Source organism: Streptomyces zagrosensis (genome assembly GCF_014203645.1).
GTDB classification, from domain to species: Bacteria; Actinomycetota; Actinomycetes; order Streptomycetales; family Streptomycetaceae; genus Streptomyces; species Streptomyces zagrosensis.
Window position 1 is genome coordinate 35713 of sequence record NZ_JACHJL010000011.1, and the last position, 17780, is coordinate 53492.

At 68.5% G+C, this 17780-nt stretch carries 13 protein-coding genes; 3 read left to right on the plus strand and 10 right to left on the minus strand.

Annotated elements, in window-relative coordinates; all coding sequences use genetic code 11:
• Positions 1–25: 25 nt before the first annotated feature.
• Entirely contained in the window at positions 26–2038 is a 2013-nt protein-coding gene (locus FHS42_RS20725; protein WP_376772649.1) for a Xaa-Pro dipeptidyl-peptidase, read from the minus strand.
• 221 nt (positions 2039–2259) lie between these two features.
• Between FHS42_RS20725 and FHS42_RS20730 the strand changes: the two genes are divergently transcribed.
• Positions 2260–3816 (plus strand): M1 family metallopeptidase, encoded by a 1557-nt coding sequence (locus tag FHS42_RS20730; protein WP_184574099.1) that lies wholly within the window; start codon positions 2260–2262, stop codon positions 3814–3816.
• A 150-nt stretch (positions 3817–3966) separates the two neighbouring features.
• Here the strand turns inward: FHS42_RS20730 and FHS42_RS20735 are convergent, their stop codons facing one another.
• The 4 genes from FHS42_RS20735 to FHS42_RS20750 all read right to left on the minus strand — a co-directional run bounded on the left by FHS42_RS20735 (position 3967) and on the right by FHS42_RS20750 (position 8465).
• The gene (locus FHS42_RS20735) at positions 3967–4410 is read right to left on the minus strand and encodes a hypothetical protein (RefSeq protein WP_184574101.1); all 444 of its coding nucleotides are present in this window, start codon (positions 4408–4410) and stop codon (positions 3967–3969) included.
• A 92-nt stretch (positions 4411–4502) separates the two neighbouring features.
• Entirely contained in the window at positions 4503–4787 is a 285-nt protein-coding gene (locus tag FHS42_RS20740) for a hypothetical protein (RefSeq protein ID WP_184574103.1), read from the minus strand.
• Positions 4788–5062: 275 nt separating this feature from the next.
• Positions 5063–6529, minus strand: a complete 1467-nt coding sequence (locus tag FHS42_RS20745; RefSeq protein ID WP_184574104.1) for an amino acid permease — start codon at positions 6527–6529, stop codon at positions 5063–5065.
• Between the two features lie 112 nt (positions 6530–6641).
• A complete protein-coding gene (locus tag FHS42_RS20750; RefSeq protein WP_184574106.1) occupies positions 6642–8465 on the minus strand; it encodes an AMP-dependent synthetase/ligase in 1824 nt (607 codons plus the stop codon).
• Positions 8466–8660: 195 nt separating this feature from the next.
• Here FHS42_RS20750 and FHS42_RS20755 point away from each other — a divergent pair, with 195 nt between their 5' ends.
• Positions 8661–9290 carry a class I SAM-dependent methyltransferase gene (locus tag FHS42_RS20755; RefSeq protein ID WP_184574108.1) on the plus strand — a complete coding sequence of 210 codons (630 nt, stop codon included), beginning with the start codon at positions 8661–8663 and terminating at the stop codon, positions 9288–9290.
• Positions 9291–9371: 81 nt separating this feature from the next.
• Here the strand turns inward: FHS42_RS20755 and FHS42_RS20760 are convergent, their stop codons facing one another.
• Complete coding sequence (locus FHS42_RS20760) at positions 9372–10283, minus strand: aminoglycoside phosphotransferase family protein (protein ID WP_184574110.1); 912 nt, start codon at positions 10281–10283, stop codon at positions 9372–9374.
• Between the two features lie 486 nt (positions 10284–10769).
• On the opposite strand from FHS42_RS20760, the gene FHS42_RS20765 reads away from it, so the two are divergent.
• On the plus strand, positions 10770–11501 hold the full coding sequence (locus tag FHS42_RS20765; RefSeq protein ID WP_246495148.1) for a MerR family transcriptional regulator: 732 nt from the start codon (positions 10770–10772) through the stop codon (positions 11499–11501).
• 201 nt (positions 11502–11702) lie between these two features.
• On the opposite strand, the gene FHS42_RS20770 is transcribed toward FHS42_RS20765, so the two are convergent.
• From FHS42_RS20770 to FHS42_RS20785, 4 genes are all read right to left on the minus strand, one after another.
• On the minus strand, positions 11703–13889 hold the full coding sequence (locus FHS42_RS20770; RefSeq protein WP_184574112.1) for a 3-hydroxyacyl-CoA dehydrogenase NAD-binding domain-containing protein: 2187 nt from the start codon (positions 13887–13889) through the stop codon (positions 11703–11705).
• Positions 13890–13924: 35 nt separating this feature from the next.
• Entirely contained in the window at positions 13925–15139 is a 1215-nt protein-coding gene (locus tag FHS42_RS20775) for an acetyl-CoA C-acetyltransferase (protein ID WP_184574114.1), read from the minus strand.
• Between the two features lie 78 nt (positions 15140–15217).
• Positions 15218–16360 carry an acyl-CoA dehydrogenase family protein gene (locus tag FHS42_RS20780; RefSeq protein WP_184574116.1) on the minus strand — a complete coding sequence of 381 codons (1143 nt, stop codon included), beginning with the start codon at positions 16358–16360 and terminating at the stop codon, positions 15218–15220.
• Positions 16361–16515: 155 nt separating this feature from the next.
• Complete coding sequence (locus FHS42_RS20785; protein WP_184574118.1) at positions 16516–17703, minus strand: CaiB/BaiF CoA transferase family protein; 1188 nt, start codon at positions 17701–17703, stop codon at positions 16516–16518.
• Positions 17704–17780 lie beyond the last annotated feature (77 nt).

The window sequence follows — 17780 nt, forward strand, 5'->3', positions numbered from 1 at the left end:
CCGGTGGCCTGGTGTTATGCCGTCGTCACGCGCGGCGACCCGATGTCCGGTGGTCGGACCCGGTCGGCAGCCGGTCGATGAGCCCGGGCGCGGGCACCGAGGTGAGCGGCGCGCTCGGGCCGCTGTGCGCTTGGCCGCCCGAGCGCTGGACGAGCGCCGGTGCGCCGCCTACCAGGGGCAGTTCGGCGCTGGTGCGGGCCAGGTCGAGGGTGAGCTTTGGCTGACTGTTCGGCGCGCTGATCAGCCCGCGGTCGGTGCCCGCGACGATGAGAGCGAGCCGGTGCCCGGCCTTGACCACGTGGTCGCTCGCGGCCAGGTCCAAGGTGATGGTGTGCGGCTTGCCCGGAGTGAGCGGCCGGCCGATGTGGTCATCGGCATAGTTGCCGAGGTCGGCCCAGCCGCGGCTGAAGATGGTGTAGTTCACGCGTCGGGTGTCGGCCCCGGTGTCCAGGAAGCAGGCGCTGTCGCCCGGCCTGCTCTCGCCCCAGCAACTACGGGTGGACAGCGTGGAAATGCCTTCCCCCGCACCCGTGTAGTTACGGATCGTGTCGGGCCCCACGTCCACCAGTACAGCCGAGAGGTGGGCCGTACGGGTGCTGGGAGTCGCGGTGACCGTCACCTTGGCCGACCCGGAAAGCCGTAGGTCCTTGGCGAGCGGGCGGGTGGTGAACCCGGCCTTGGCGGCGGTGCGCACATCCACCTGCGCGGCCCAGTCGGCCTCGCTCAGTCGCGGGTCGTCGGTGAACGTCTCGGTGCTGCCCGCGGTGGCGGGTTCGGTGCCCAAAATGCCGACGCCGGGGGTGGCGCCGCTGCGTGGCCGTAGCGTGGTGGCCTCGGTGCCGGCCGCGGGCCATACCGCGTCGGTGGTCCACCGGTCGGGTTCGCGCTCGATGGTGGCCATGGGCTCGCGCTCGATGCCGTTGTCAACGCCGAGTAGGTAGTGGTCGAACCAGCGGTGTGCGGTGTCCACCCACTGCTCGCGGCGCAGGTCGAACGGGTCCACGTGACCGGCCTGCGAAAGCCAGATCTTGCGCTCGACGCCGGCGGTGGCGAGAGCGTCCCACCACTGGCCGAGGTGCTTCATCCGGACGTTGAGGTCCTGCCCGCCGTGTACGGCCAGGACGCTGGCCTTGACGTTCTTCGCGTCCGGGACGTAATCGCGCTCGGTCCACAGCTTGGTCCAGTCACCGGTGCGCGGGGCGCCCTTGACGAGTTCGTCCTTGACCACGCGGCAACGAGCGGCGGCCTCCTGGCTCTCCACCGCACGGGCCAGACCATCGGGGCCACCGCTGTGGTACGGGGCGCCCTTGGCGAAGTAGTAGTCGTACCAAGAAGAGATGGCGCCGATCGGCACGATGGTCTTCAGGCCCTTGACGCCGGTGGCGGCGACTCCGTTGGCGACCGTGCCGTCGTAGCTCTTGCCGATCATGCCGGTGGCGCCGGTGGTCCAGTCCGCGGTGGCCTTCGTACCGCCCGTACGGCTGGTGTACGCGGTGGCGTCGCCGTTCAGCCACTGCACCACGGCCTTGGCCGAGATGATGTCGGAGCGCCCACCGACGTCCACGCAGCCATCGGAACGATTGGTGCCGGCGAGGTCCACCAGGACGGCCGCATAGCCGCGCGGTACGAAGTAGTTGTCGTAGTGCATCGGGAATTGCACGGGTTTGCCGGAGGCGTCGTAGGTCTTCTTCTGGCTCTCGTTGCCGCGCCCGCAGCAGGAGTAGTACGGGCTGGCGTCCATGATGACCGGAACCTTGCGGCCCGCACGTGCTGCCTCGCTGGGGCGCACGATGTCGGCCGCCACCCGATCGGTCCTACCGTTCCGATCGAGGTCAAGGCCGGTGTCCACCCATACGGACTCGCGGATGGCGTCCGCGTAGGAGTAGGCCGGTCGGCTCAGTTCGCCGGTGACCGTGCCGCCGGGCGACTTGCTGCCCTGAGCGGAGGTCGGGGTGGCGATCGTGGCCATCAGGGCGGCCACGACCGCCAGTATGAGCGTCGTCCACTGGATGCGGGTGCCCCGCGCACGTTTCAGCACGGGCGGACCGTAGCGCGAGTGACCACGCGGGCAGAAGAGGGCGGGGTGCCAGATCTTCCCCATGCGACAGCGGTCTTCGACTGACTCACTCATGTCGATCTTGTGACAGTGAGCGCCATGGACATGTCCCTTTGGACCGTCAGTACGTAGGGTCGAGCCGACCAACCGATCGTTCTGCCTGACCAGGAGCGATCGTTTCGCCTGACCGAGTTGGAGGACTCGTGCGTTACAGACTCCTCGCCCCGAGCGCGGCTGCCGCCTGCCTGCTGCTGGCGATCCCGGCATCGGCCGCGCAGCCCACGCCGGGCGCCCCGGGCGTCGGCGACAGCTACTACCCGGCGAACGGCAACGGTGGTTACGACGTTTCGCACTACGACCTGCGTCTGAAGTACCAGCCGAAGACCGACCTGCTTGAGGGCACGGCGACGCTGATAGCCAAGACAACCCAGGACCTCTCTCGCTTCAACCTCGACTTCGGGCTCCCCGTGAGTGAGGTGCGGGTGGGCGGCAAGAAGGCATCGTTCGCGACCTCCGGCAAGCACGAGTTGGAGATCACGCCGGCCACGCCGCTGGCGAAGGGCAAGCAGATATCCGTCGTCGTCCGCTATGCGGGCAAGCCCTCCGACCTGAAGATCGATGGCTTCACCGCCTGGGCCCGTACGCCCGATGGCGGGGTCATCGCCCAGGAGCCCGAGGGTTCCGCCTGGTGGTTCCCGGGCAACGACCACCCCACCGACAAGGCCACGTACGACATCTCCGTCTCCGTGCCGGACGGCACCCAGGCCATATCCAACGGTGTGCTGCTGTCAGAGAGTTCGAAGCTGGGCTGGACCCGCTACAACTGGCGCTCGGACAAACCGCAGGCGACGTACCTGACCACGCTCGCCATCGGCAAGTTCGACATCACCAAGGACACCACCGCATCCGGGCTGCCGGTCATCAACGCCTTCAGCAAGGACCTGGGCGTCAACGACGGTGCGGCGCGGGCGAGCATCGAGCGCACCACCGAGGTCACCGAATGGCTGGAGACCGTCTTCGGTACCTACCCGTTCAACTCGGTCGGCGGCTATGTGCCGAACGTGCCGGCGGGATACGCGCTGGAGACTCAGACTCGTCCCTTCTACGGCAAGAAGGCGTTCGACCGCGGCAGCAACGTCTCGGTCGTCGTGCACGAGTTGGCGCACCAGTGGTACGGCGACAGCGTCGCCCTCAAGGACTGGAAGGACATCTGGGTCAACGAGGGCTTCGCGCGCTACAGCCAGTGGCTGTGGTCGGAGAAGGAGGGCGAGGGCACCGCGCAGGAGTTGGCGCAGTACGCGTACGACCAGCACCCGGCCGATGACCCGTTCTGGACCGTCAAGCCGGGCGACCCGGGCCCGCAGAACCAGTTCCACGGCGCGGTCTACGACCGGGGCGCCATGGCCATCCAGGCGCTCCGCAACGAGATCGGTGACGAGGACTTCTTCACCATCCTCAAGGAGTGGCCGACCACCCGCCAGCACGGCAACGCCTCGGTGAAGGACTTCGTGCACTTCGCGGAGAAGGCGTCGGGCAAGCCGCTGTCGGAGCTCTTTGACACCTGGCTGTTCACCGACACCAAGCCGGCTGCGCCCGCGGCACACGACGCGGGGGTCGCCCGCGCGACCAAGCCGTCGGCTGCTACTTCCTCCGCTCCCTCGTCGGCGCCGCTCAAGCAGCCCAAGTCGTGGAAGCAGATCGAGGCCACGAACTCCGTGCACGACCATGGTGCGGGCGGCTGCAACTGCGGCCAGCACTGACCGCTACGGGGGCCCTGCGCGCTGACTCGCGAGGGCCGTAACCCCGGCCACCGGGCCACCGGCCCACCAGGTCAACACCGCGCGCCGGCGCGGCGGGTGCTTCCCGCCACGCCGGCGCGCCGGCCGTTTCCGGGACTGCGCGGCGCGGTGTCACACCTCGTCGGCTGGGGACCATCCCACCGAAAACCACTCGTCCGCACTCTGTTGGCCCAAGGCCCAACAAACCGCAAAGGGCAGCGCGAGTGCGGCGAGTTGAGCGAGCACAAAGCCATCAGCGGCCAGGGCCACTCCGATGCTCAGCAGGGCGATGACGACGGTGAAGACCTCGTAGCCGTACACCAGTTTGCAGGCGAGCAGCGAACGCCGAAAGAACAACCCGCTAGCGACGAGCAGCGCGGCGCACAACACGAACATTCCATAGGCGATCGACCGCACGGCCCCCTCGCCCTGCACGCTCTGCCCGTGGTCATGGCGGGTATCGATCTCCGACAGGATGAACCACCCGGCGAACGCCATGATGAGGACCTGAATCCACAGCGTGATCAGGCCGAACTTCACTGAGCCCGGCATGCGGTACAGCGTGCGAACGTCCATGGGGGCGACTCCCTCAGCGTGGTTCCCGTTGGCGCATCGGCAGTCTCACAGGCACCGCGGGGACCGGTCCCGACGGTGCCCGAGAGACCGCCCTACCGCTTCGCACCCGCCCACGCCGTTTCCCGATAGGTGTAGCGCCGCTCCTGCTCGGGCCGTAGTTCGACCAGGGCCATGGGTTTGTGTTGCGGGTTGCCCCTGGCGTCGAAGGCGATGGGGCCGCTCAGCCCGGGAAGTGGGCCGCTTTGACCAATTCGGAGGAGCATATTGCGCACCCCGGCCGCGTCCACCGCGTCGCTGCCCTGGGGCCCCGACGCATCGCGGATGGCCGTGCCGAGGGACTGGTTGTCGGTGTCGTCCCGCTTGATGTCCTTCACCACGTCGATGCGAAATCCATGGGATTGGCGCCGCCGCAGGTAGGCGGCGCGGCGGCGACGGCGGTTTGATCGGCGTTGGGCGAGGACACCCGGAAGAAGGTCGGGTGGTCGCACGACCCATCGGTTACGCCCACGCTTTCGTCGGCGGCACCGCGCTTGGTCACGCCCTGGGCGCACTGCTGCGGCTGGCAGGGCCGCCGCTGGCAAGGCCGGAAAGAGGCGCGGCCCACGAACCCGAGGGTGAACTCGCGGTTCGTGGGCCCGTGGCGCCTCGTCGGTCACTTCCTGAGATCGGCCGCCTGGCCGCCATTCGCCGCGCTGGCCTCGCGCACCCTGCCGCGGACGACGAACCAGCCCGCGACCAGGGCCGCGACGATGATCGGGATCAGCATGACCGTGTCGCGTCCGACCCCGCCGTCGTACCACATCAAGACGATCACGCCGGCCAGGAATCCGATGGTGATGATCTCGGTGAACGGCGAGAAGGGCAGTTGGAAGGAGGGTCGGGTGAGCAGCCCGGCCTCGGCGCGGCGGACGAAGACGATGTGGCAGAGCATGATCGAAGACCAGGCGGCAATGATGCCGAGCGCCGCGATGTTGATCACGATCTCGAATGCCTTACCAGGGACGACGTAGTTCAGGCCCACGCCGACCACGCACACCGCAGAGGTCAGCATGATGCCGCCGTAGGGCACCTGGTGGCGGTTCATGAGGCCGGTGAACCGGGGCGCCGAGCCGGCCTTGGCCATCGAGCGCAGGATGCGGCCGGTGGAGTACAGGCCGGAGTTGAGGCTGGACATCGCGGCCGTGAGCACGACCAGGTTCATCACATGGCCGGCCGCCGGGACTCCGATCTTGGACAGGACGGTGACGAACGGGCTCTCACCGTCGCTGTAGCCGTCCCATGGCAGCAGCAGCGCGAGCAGCACGACCGACCCGACGTAGAAGATGCCGACCCGCCACATGATGGAGTTGACGGCCCGCGGCACGATCTTTTCCGGCTCGGCGGTCTCACCCGCGGTGACGCCGACCAGTTCGACAGCGGAGTACGCGAAGACGACGCCCTGCAACACCACCACGACCGGCAGCAGGCCGGCGGGGAAGATGCCGCCGTTGTCGCTGATGACGCTGAAGCCCGGGGTCTCGCCGCCCACCTCGTGCTGGGTGACCAGCAAGAAGATGCCGATCGCCATGAAGATGACCAGCGCCGCGACCTTGATGATCGCGAACCAGAACTCCAACTCGCCGAAGATCTTCACCGAGATCAGGTTGAGGGACAACACCACGGCCAGCGCGATCAGCGCCATGACCCACTGCGGGATGTCGCTGAACATGCTCCAGTAGTGCGTGTAGAGCGCGATGGCCGTGATGTCCGCGATGCCGGTCGTGGACCAGTTCACCACGTACATCCATCCCGCGACGTACGCCCCTTTTTCACCGAGGAACTCGCGGGCGTAGGAGACGAAGGAGCCGGAGGACGGCCGATAGACGACCATCTCACCCAGCGCGCGGACCACGAAGAAGGCGAAGAGTCCGCACACGGCGTAGGCGATGGCCAGCGCAGGCCCCGCGGACTCCAAACGCCCACCCGCCCCGAGGAACAGACCGGTGCCAATCGCGCCGCCGATGGCGATCATGTTGATATGGCGCGCCTTGAGATCCTTGCTGTATCCCGCGTCGCCCGCATCCTGGAGCGCCCCACCGGATGGCTGCGGGGTACTGTCCTGCACGGCTTCCTTGCTCACGAGCTGTGTCTCTCGCCTTCGGTGAAAAGGTTCCTGCTGTCGGATCGCTGATCGAGCGACCCGCCGCAGTCTCACATCCTCAGGCGCATACCAGGACTTACCGTGGGTTATCTCACATCTCGTACATCCCTGCGATCACCTCTGCGTAGCGGGCGTGAACCACCCGACGGCGCAGTTTGAGCGACGGGGTGAGCTCTCCCGTCTCGGGTCCCCACTCGCGGTCGAGCAGCCGGTACCGCTTGACCATCTCGGTGCGGTTGAGCCGGCTGTTGGCGCCGGCCACCGCACGGTCGATCTCAGCGAGCACGGCCCGGTGCTGTGGCAGCGCGACGGGCTCCGCCTCGATGCCCTGCCGAGCGGCCCAGACCGTGGCGGTGTCCACGTCGAGTACGAGGAGTGCGACCAGATACGAGCGGCGGTCGCCGTACACCAGTGCCTGGCCGATCAGCGGGTGCTCCTTGAGCGTGTTCTCCACCAGGACGGGCGAGACGTTCTTGCCCGTGGAAGTGATGATCAACTCCTTCTTGCGGTCGGTGACGTACAGATAGCCGTCCTCGTCCAAGCTGCCCATATCGCCAGTGCCGAACCAGCCCGTCGCGCCACCGAGGGGTTGCACCGAGCCGTCCTCCTGGAGGTAGCCGCACACCAGCTCGCCCCGCACCTCGATCTCGCCGTCAGCGGCGATCCGCACCTCGATGCCGTCGATCGGGCGGCCGACCGAGCCGAGCCTAAACCCCGCGTGATGGTTGAGCGTGCATACGCCGGTCGTCTCCGACATGCCCCACGCATCAAGGATCACGACCCCGAAGCCGGTCCAAAACCGCACCACGTCCTGTGGCATCGGCGCGGCGGCGCTCACCGCCCACACCAGCCGGTCGAACCCCATCAGCAGCAGGAGTGGGTCCAAGACGTCCCGCTTGGCCTCGGCGTACGCGGTAGTCAGCGCTTCGGGCGGTTCCTCGGCCCGCTCCCGGTAGGCCACCCAGGAGCGTGCGGTCTCGTTCGCCGCCTCGATTGCCGCCTGCCGCTGGGCCGGAAGCTGGCTGATCGCCCCGCGTACCGCCGCGGTGAACTTTTCCCACACCCGAGGCACCCCGAAGAATTCCTCGGGCCGCACGTCGCGCACGGTGCCGGCCAGGTCGCCCGGGTCACCGCAGAAGTAGACGTGCGAGGCGCGCAGCAGTGGCAGGTACAGGCCCAGCATGCGTTCGGCGATGTGCGCGAAGGGGAGGTAACAGATGTGCGCCGCATGGGCGGGCACGATGAACTTCTGGTCGATTCCGACGCCGCTGCGGATCACCTGCCGGTGCGTGGCGACGACTCCCTTGGGGTCGCCGGTGGTCCCCGAGGTGTAGACGACGGTCACCGGGTCACTGGAGCGCAGCTGCCGCCACTCGCGGTCGAAGCTGCCGGGGTCATGTCGGTGGACGCCGTCTGCAAGGACCGCCGCGTACGACATGACCGGGTACGCGCCGTCCGCTGCGATCGGGTCCACCACGATCAGCCGCTCCAACTGCCCCACCTCCTTCACCAGCAGCGGCCCCCAGCGCTCCAGCTCGCGGGCGCCATCGATGATCGCGACCCGGGCGCCGCTGTGCCGGACGATGTGCGCGATCTGCTCGGGCGCCGCCGTGCCGTACACCGAGACCGGCACCGCGCCCAGGTGCACCGCGGCCAGATCGCTCAGCCAGTGCTCGGGCCGGTTGGCCATCATCAGCAACACCCGCTCACCGCGCCGCACCCCGACACCGGCCAGGCCCGCCGCCAACTCCACGATCACCTGACGGGCCTCGGCCCAGGTCATCGAGGTCCACGCGGCATCGGGCCCGCGCCAGGAAAGGGCGGGGAGATCCCCGTACCACTCGGCGTTACGGAGCAACAGGGCGGGGAGCGTGAGGTCTTGCGAAGGGTCCGCACGTCGCAGGGTCTGAGCCAAGGCCGCCTCCTAGTGCAGTGCGACCATTCGCGATAGTTGGCGAATGCGTCGAGGCATCGACTGGTCGCTCACCGACTGTTTACCGTAGTTGACGGAGTGTGTTCTCGATAGGTGACGGAACGATCAGTCCCAGGGGAACGGTGCTTAGGGGGCCGGACAACGGCTGCGAAGGGCGCGGGTGTTAGCTTCCTTTCCGTGGTGGAACACCAGGATGAGACCAGGACGGCCTACGACGGGGTCGTTGAGCTGTATGCGTCGATGTTCGCTGATCGGTTGGAGACGCAGCCGTTCGCGCGGAACATGATCGGCACCTTCGCCGAGCTCGTGCGCGGGACGGGGAATCCGCGGGCAGCCGACGTCGGGTGCGGGCCCGGTCATCTGACGGCCATGCTGCACGACTTGGGGCTCGATGCCTTCGGGCTCGATCTCTCCCCAGCCATGGTCGAGCACGCCCGGCGGGCCCATCCGGCGCTGCGGTTCGACGAAGCGCGCATGGAGGCCCTGCCGGTCGAGGACAGCGCGCTCGGCGGAGTGCTGGCCCACTACTCGATGATCCATACCCCACCCGGGGAACTGCCCGCGCTGCTCGCCGAACAGATGCGTGTCCTGGCACCGGGGGGCCTGCTCCTGGTGTCATTCTTCGGGACCGAAGGACCGGAGCCGGTCCGCTTCGATCACAAGGTGACGCCCGCCTATAGCTGGCCGGTGGAGCGGTTCGCCGAGTTGCTGGCCGGGGCCGGGCTCGTCACGGTGGCTCGGTTGCTCCACGACCCGGCCTCCGAGCGGGGCTTCCTCGACACCCACTTGCTGGCCCGCCGACCCTAGGGCGTGCCGTGGCCTGGAACGCAGTGGTGAAGATCATTCACGTAGAAGAAGTGCGCCCAAAGCACCACATGCGCAACTGGTTCACTGCTCGCCGCCAGCCTCCACAATCGCGCGAAGACGCGACAGGCATTCGCTGACGAAAAGGGGATAGGTGCCCCAGTAGTACGACACTCCGCTGACTGCCACAGCGATGGCCCACGCCCGGGCACGCAGCCATGTCGCGTCGTCGAGGCTCATGGCGTCCCAGTACGCCTGTCGGGCCTTGGGTGGAAGATCCCACACAGGCGAGTGCTCGGCGTCGGGAAAGCCGACTGACAGGCCTCCGAAGTCGATGACGGCGTGCAGCTTCCCCCGCTGGACCAGGAGGTTGGTGGGTTTGAGGTCTCCGTGGAGCCACCCGTGGCGGGCGGACGGCTCGGGCAGGGCGAGCGCGCTCTGCCACAGGTGTTGTAGATACGCGATGTCGAGATTGAGGCCGCCTTGGATCGTTCGGCAGGTGTCGAAGCACTCGCTGATCCACCGCTCACAAGCGTGCAGGCCACCTCCGCGGTACCAGCTGAGCCCGCCCTGGCGAGTGGCTCCCATGAGGGGGATGGAATGCAGGCTCTGCACGATCGTCGCCAGGTCGCTTCCGAAGGCGGCCCAGTTCGTGACCGATCCCGGGCCGGCTTCATCGCCATCGATCCAGCGGTACACCGACCAGGCGAGCGGGAATGCGGAACCCGGCGTGCCGGCGTGCACCGGCTCCGGGATGCGACAGGGAAGATGCGGCGCCATCCGCGGCAGCCATGTCTGCTCTTTGCGTACGGCCTGCGCGTTGTGCGGGGTACGCGGTAGCCGCATGAGCAGTTGGTCGCCCAGCCGGTACATCGTGTTGTCGGTGCCCGCACCGGCCGGCGCGATGGGCAGGGTGGCCCATTCCGGACGCTGTTCGCGCAGCAGTGAGCGGATAACTGCCTCATCCACCGGGATCTCGTCTTCGTGAAGTGTCACGGTGCGAGCCTCATGCCTGGGCTTCGCCGTCACCAGTGATTTTCCCGAGGCGACCGCCGTTTTGAACTCGATCACTTGAGATGTGCCCGATCAAGTGAGTGCCGGACGCACTGCGCGTGGGGAAGGTTTCACAGGAGCAGTGAGACAGCAATACTGTTGAACTCAGATGTACTCCGTGCCGAGTGCGCGTGCGGCCACGATCAGCCATGATCGGCCACCAAGCAGTACGTGAGTGGCCCAGAGAGCGAGGCGCAGCCGATGACCCATCCGGCGACCACGGACGCCAGCGACCCCGAAGAGACCTATGCACCCGGCACACCCCACGAGCGGGGCGCGCCCGACGCCGGCAACGGACGGGGGGCGATGGGCAGTGTTGGCGCTGTCGGGGACGACGGTGCTGTCAGCGCTGTCGCAGGTGCCGGGGATGACGGTGCTGTCAGGAACGACGGTGCTACCCGCGATGACGTTGCTGTCGAAAGGCTCGGCCTGACCATCGACGAGTTGGCGGCTCGGGCCGGGGTCACGGTGCGTACGGTGCGGTTCTACGGCACCCGGGGCTTGCTGCCGCCTCCGCAGATCGGGCCGCGCCGGGTGGGCCGGTACGGACCGGAGCACCTGTCTCGGCTGGCGCTGATCGAGGAGTTGCAGCACCACGGCATGACGCTGGCGGCGATCGAGCGCTATCTCCAGCAGCTGCCGGACGAGATCAGCGCCCACGACCTGGCGATACATCGTGCGCTGGTTGCCTCGTGGACGCCGGATGTGGCCGAGGAGGCCGGCCGGGACCAGTTGGAGCGGCGGGCCGGGCGAGCGCTGGCCGATGAGGACATCGACCGGCTGGCCGCGATGGACGTACTGGAACGCACCGCGGACCCCGACGTCTTCCGCGTGGACCCCGCGATCTTGCACCTGGGCGTGCGGCTACTCGATGTGCCCATCTCGCTGGAGACCGTGCTGTCGGCCCGTACGGTGGTCCTCGACCACGCCCGCGCCGCTGCGCGCGAGCTCAGTCGCCTTTTCCGCGACGAAGTGTGGGGGCCCTATCGGGAACGCGAGTCGGACCCGGAGCAGGTGGCCGCGATGAAGTCGCTGTCGGCCCACATGCAGCCCATGGTGGTCCAGGCCCTGGTGACCGCGTTCCAGCGGTCGCTGCGGGAGGAGTTGCGAGCGGGCTACCCGCCAGCGGATTCGGGGCCGCGGGCGCGGGAGACGGAGTAAGGGACGGGGTGGGGCAGGCCGCGCCATGAGGTGGAGCGCGTCGCATCGCCGGGGCCACCGGCCGCGCCTGCGGCCGGCGCCACGCCTGCCCGCAGTCCTTGTGCGAAGCCGGTCCGCGGCCCGAGCGCGGAAGCGGCCCGCGCCCCGCACGCGTGCGGAGCGCGGGCCGTCCCCGCTGAACAGGGCTTGCGCCCCGGGTGGTTACTCGTCGCTGAACTTCTCGCCCCGCTTTGCCTTGTCCACCAGGAGGGCCGGCGGGGCGAAACGGTCTCCGTAGGTCGCCTGGAGTTCGCGGGCGCGGGTGATGAAGCCGGGCAGGCCGCCCTGGTAGCCGTTGATGTACTGGAGTACGCCGCCGGTCCAGGCCGGGAAGCCGATGCCGAAGATGGAGCCGATGTTGGCGTCGGCAACAGAGGTCAAAACGCCTTCCTCGACGCAGCGCACGGTGTCCAGCGCCTCGGCGAACAGCATCCGCTCCTTGAGGTCATCGAAGGGGACCGACGGGGCGCCTGCGTCGCCTTCGGCGCCGAAGTGCTCGCCCAGGCCCGGCCACAGGCCGGCCCGCTTGCCGTCCACGTACTCGTAGAACCCGGCGCCACCGCTGCGGCCTGGGCGGTTGAACTCCAGGACCATCCGGTCGATGACCGCCTCGGCGGGGTGCGTCTGCCAGACGCCGCCCGCCTCCTCGACGGCACGCTTGGTCTCCTCGCGGATCTTGCGCGGCAGGGTCAGGGTCAACTCGTCCATCAAGGACAGCAGCTTGGCCGGGTAGCCCGCCTGGCCGGCTGCCTGCTCGATGGTGGCCGCCGGGATGCCCTCACCGAGCATCGAGACACCCTCGTTGATGAAGTGGCCGATGACGCGCGAGGTGAAGAAGCCACGCGAGTCGTTGACCACGATCGGGGTCTTGTGGATCTGGCGGACCAGGTCGAAGGCGCGGGCCAGTGCGGCATCGCCGGTCTTCTCGCCCCTGATGATCTCCACCAGCGGCATCTTGTCCACCGGCGAGAAGAAGTGCAGGCCAACGAAGTCAACCGGTCGCTCGACGCCCTCGGCCAGCGAGGTGATGGGCAGCGTGGAGGTGTTGGAGCACAGCAGCGCGTCCGGCTCGACGATGCCCTGGATCTCCTGGAAGACCTGGTGCTTGAGCGAGGTGTCCTCGAACACCGCCTCGATCACCGCGTCGCAGCCGGCCACGCCCTGCGGATCGGCGGTCGGGGTGATGCGGGCCAGCAGGGCGTCCGCCTTGTGCTGGGTCGTACGGCCCCGCGATACGGCCTTGGCGCACAGCTTTTCGGAGTAGCCCTTGCCCCGGTCCGCGGCCTGCTGGCTGACGTCCTTGAGTACGACCTCGATGCCGGCCTTGGCGCAGGAGTACGCGATGCCGGCGCCCATCATGCCCGCGCCGAGGACCGCGACCTTGCGCACGGTGTGTTGCTCGCCGTCCTTTGGCCGATTGGCACCGGAGTTGACGGCCTGGAGATCGAAGAAGAACGCCTGCGTCATGTTCTTGGCGATCTGGCCGGTGACCAGCTCCGTGAAGTACCGGGCCTCGATGGTCTGCGCGGTCTCGAAGTCCACCTGGGAGCCCTCGACCGCGGCGGCCATGATGTTGCGCGGCGCCGGGTAGTGGGCGCCGTTGAGCTGCTTCCTGAGGTTGGCCGGGTACGCCGGGAGGTTGGCCGCGAACTTGGGGTGCGCGGGGGTGCCGCCGGGGATCTTGTAGCCGTCGGTGTCCCACGGCTGCTGCGACTCGGGGTGCTCGTCGATGAACGCCCGCGCCTTGGCGAGCAGTTCGTCCCGATCCGCGGCGAGCTCATGGATGAGGCCGGCCTCCAGGGCCCGGGCCGGGGTGTACTGGGTGCCCTGGAGCAGCACCTTCAGCAGCGCGTCGGTGATGCCAAGGAGGCGTACGGAACGCGCCACGCCACCACCGCCGGGCAGCAGTCCGAGGGTCACCTCGGGCAGCCCGATCTTGCTGCCCGATGCCTCCAGCGCGATGCGGTGGTGGCAGGCGAGGGCGATCTCGTAACCGCCGCCCAGGGCCGCACCGTTGATGGCCGCGACGATCGGCTTGCCGAGGGTTTCGATGCGGCGCAGGTCGCGCTTGAGCTCGCGGCTCGCATCGAAGACCTGCTGGGCCTGGTCGGGGGTGACGGCGATCAGGTCGCGCAGGTCGCCGCCGGCGAAGAAGGTCTTTTTGGCTGAGGTGACGATGATGCCGCGAAGGGACTCGCGCTCGGCCTCAAGTCGGTCGGCTACCACGGCCAGGGATGCCTTGAAGGCGGCGTTCATGGTGTTCGCCGACTGGTCCGGGTCATCCAGGACGAGGGTGACCACGCCCGTCTCGTCCTGTTCCCAGCGGATGGTGGTGGGCTCGGTGCTCATCTGTGTGTCTCCGTGTGAGGGTTGGCTGCGGGCGGTCAGACGCGTTCGACGACGGTGGCAACACCCATGCCGCCGCCCACGCACAACGTGACCAGGCCGTAGCGCAGGTCGCGCCGCTCCAACTCGTCCACGACGGTGCCGAGCAGCATCGCGCCGGTGGCGCCGAGCGGGTGGCCGAGCGCGATGGCACCGCCGTTGACGTTGACCTTGTCCAGGCTCAGGCCCATGTCCTTGACGAAGCGCAGCACAACGGCGGCGAACGCCTCGTTGATCTCGACCAGGTCGATGTCGTCGATGGTCAGGCCCGCCTTGGCGAGCGCCTTGCGGCAGGCGGGGGCGGGGCCGGTGAGCATGATCGTCGTGTCGGCGCCCGAGACGGCAGCGGAGACGATACGGGCGCGCGGCGTCAGCCCGTACCGCTCCCCCACCTCGCGGCTGCCGATGGCGACCAGCGCCGCACCGTCCACGATGCCCGAAGAGTTGCCCGCGTGGTGAACGTGGTCGATCGCCTCGACCCAGTGGTACTTCTGGAGCGCCACCGCGTCGAAGCCACCCATGTCGCCGATGCCCGCGAAGGACGGCTTGAGCTTGGCCAGCGACTCAGCGGTGCTGCCGGGGCGCATGTGCTCGTCGTGGTCGAGGACGACCAGGCCGTTGCGGTCCCGGACGGGGACGATGGAACGCTCGAAGCGGCCGTCCTTCCACGCCTCGGCGGCCCGCTCCTGGGACAGGGCCGCGTAGGAGTCCACGTCATAGCGGGAGAAGCCCTCGACGGTGGCGATGAGGTCGGCACTGATGCCCTGCGGGATGAAGCCGGTGTCCAGGTTGGTCATCGGGTCGTTGAACCAAGCGCCGCCGTCAGACCCCATCGGGACCCGGGACATCGACTCGACGCCACCCGCCAAGACCAGGTCCTCCCAGCCGGAGCGAACCTTGGCCGCCGCCAGGTTGACCGCATCAAGACCCGAGGCACAAAAGCGGTTCTCCTGGATGCCGCCCACGGTGTCGGGCAGTCCGGCCGCAAGCGCCGCGATCTTGGCGATGTCGGAGCCCTGGTCGCCGAGCGGGACAACGACGCCGAGGACGATGTCGTCGATGGCGGCCGGGTCCAGGTCCGGAAAGCGGGCGCGCAGTTCGTGGATGAGGCCGACCACCAGGTCGATGGGCTTGGTGCCGTGCAGGGCGCCATTGGCCTTGCCGCGCCCACGCGGGGTGCGGATGGCGTCGTATACGTATGCTTCGGTGCTCACGTCGGAAGCCTTTCAGGTGCGGTACGGACGGGGGCTGCCACCGGAGTCGGCGCGTCCGCGCGCACCGGGGGCTGTCGGTCAGGCGAGCAGGGACCGGCCGATGATCTCCTTCATGATCTCGGTGGTGCCGCCGTAGATGGTCTGGATGCGCCCGTCAGTGAAGGCTCGGGCGATGGGGTACTCGGTCATGTAGCCGTATCCGCCGTAGAGTTGAAGACAACGGTCGGTGACGCGCTTTTGCAGTTCGCTCGCCCACCACTTGGCCATCGACGCGTGTGCCGCGTCGAGTTCGCCGGCGTCGTGATCGACGATGCAGCGGTCCACGAAGCTGCGGGTCACGGCGCATTCGGTGGCCATTTCGGCGATCTCGAAGCGGATGTGCTGAAGCTTGGCGAGCGGCCGTCCGAACGCCTCGCGCTCCTTGACGTACGCCATCGTCATCTTCAGGACGTGTTCGGCGCCGGCGATGGAGGCGACCGCGATGTTCAGGCGTTCTTGGGCAAGATTGGTCATCAGGTGGATGAACGCGCCGTTCAGCTCACCCAGCAGGTTCTCCTTGGGCACCACTACATCGTTGAAGAACAACTCGGCGGTGTCCTGCGACTTCTGGCCTATCTTCGCCAGGTTACGGCCCCGCTCGAATCCGCTCATGCCGCGCTCGACGACCAGCAGGCTCAGCCCGTGCGCCCCGCCATCGGGGTTGGTCTTGGCGACGACGATCACCAGGTCGGCCAGGATGCCGTTGGAGATGAAGGTCTTGGAGCCGTTGAGCACCCAGTGATCGCCCTTGTCCTCGGCGTTGGTACGGATGGCCTGGAGGTCGGAGCCCGCCCCTGGCTCGGTCATGGCGATGGCCGTGATGATCTCGCCGCTACAGAACCCGGGCAGCCAGCGGCGCTTTTGCTCATCGGTGCCCAGCGAGGTCAGATAGGGGCCGATGATGTCGTTGTGCAGTCCGAGCGCGAGCCCGGGGGCCGCCGCGCGGGTGAACTCCTCGCCGAGCACGGCACTGTAGCGAAAGTCGTCGTTGCCGCCGCCCCCGTACTCCTCGGGCACCGCGAGCCCGAGCAGCCCCTGCCGCCCGGCGGCCAGCCATGCGTCACGGTCCACGATGCCGTTGTGCTCCCACCGCTCGTAGTGCGGCAGCACCTCCTTGGCCAAGAAGGTCCGTACGGTCTCGCGGAACGCCTCGTGTTCCGCGGCGAAGATCTGGCGCTTCACGTGTGTGTCTCCTTCGGGGCTGCCGTACGGTGCCGGTGGTTGCGATGCGCTCGGCCGGCGCTGGCGGGGCGAATGCCGGTGGAGCGCTGCCGGTGGTCGGGGGCTCTTGGTGCGGGCGGTAGGCCGGTCGCCGGTGGGCGGGCAGCGGGCGCCGATCACTTCCGTGGTGCGGGTGCTGGCGCGGGTGCGGGTGCTGGCGCGGGTGCGGGTGCTGGCGCGGGTGCTTCGGCGAGCCGTGGTACGGCCCAGTCGGCGGCGACCTCGGCAGTGTGTGCGCCCGGCAGGGCCGGGGGCCTGCGGACGCTGCCGGGGGTGGCGGAGAAGCGGGGTGCGGGCGCGGGTTGGACGATGCCCGCGTGTTCGGTGAAGGTTCCGCGGGCGGCCAAGTGCGGATGCGTGGGCGCCTCGCGTAGGGAGAGTACGGGGGCGGTGCAAGCGTCCGACGGCGCGAAGATCTCGGTCCATTCAGCGCGGGTACGGGCCTTGAAGCGGGCCGCGACGGCCTCGCGCAGTTCGCCCCAGCGGGCCATGTCGCCCTGCTCCGGCGCCTCGTCCTGGAGGCCGAGCAGGGCGATGAACTCGGCGTAGAACTGCGGTTCCAGGGCGCCAACCGCCATATGGCCGCCGTCTGCGGTCTCGTACACGCCGTAGAACGGGCAACCGCCGTCGAGCAGGTTGGCGCCCCTGCGGTCCTGCCATGCGCCGGCCGCCAACATGCCGTGGATCATCGAGGACAGATGCGCCGTGCCGTCCACGATCGCGGCGTCCACGACCTGTCCCGCGCCGCCGGGACTGCGGGCGTGATGGAGGGCGGCGAGGACGCCGATGACCAGGTAGAGCGAGCCGCCTGCGTAGTCCCCGACCAGGTTGGCGGGGATGGCGGGCGGCTCGTCGGGCGATCCGATCATGCCAAGGACGCCGGTGATGGCGATGTAGCCGATGTCGTGCCCGGCGCGCTGGGCCAGCGGCCCGTCCTGACCCCAGCCGGTCATGCGTCCGTAGACCAGCAGCGGATTACGGGCCAGGCAGGCGCCGGGGCCCACACCGAGCCGCTCGGCGACGCCGGGTCGCAGGCCCTCGATGACGATGTCGGCGCGCTCGGCGAGGTCAAGCACCGTCTGCGGCCCGTCCGCGGACTTGAGGTCCACGGTCACCGAGCGCTTGTTGCGGTTGGTGATGTCGCGGGCCGGGTCGATGCCGAGCCCAGCGCCGCTGGGGCGATCCACGCGTACGACGTCGGCGCCGAGGTCAGCGAGCACCATCGCGGCATACGGGCCGGGGCCGATGCCCGCTAGTTCCACGACCCGCACGCCGGTCAGCGGCCCGTGCTGTGTTGCCGTCATCCGGCCCCCACCTTGCTATGACAGTTGTGACACTTTTGCTGTAACACCACTGATGCTAAGAACACGTTCCAGTTTCC

Bases quoted from the DNA above. Each gene is read 5' to 3' on its own strand.
- FHS42_RS20735 (WP_184574101.1), bottom strand. From the start codon at position 4,410: ATGGACGTTCGCACGCTGTACCGCATGCCGGGCTCAGTGAAGTTCGGC.
- FHS42_RS20770 (WP_184574112.1), bottom strand. From the start codon at position 13,889: ATGAGCACCGAGCCCACCACCATCCGCTGGGAACAGGACGAGACGGGC.
- FHS42_RS20785 (WP_184574118.1), bottom strand. From the start codon at position 17,703: ATGACGGCAACACAGCACGGGCCGCTGACCGGCGTGCGGGTCGTGGAA.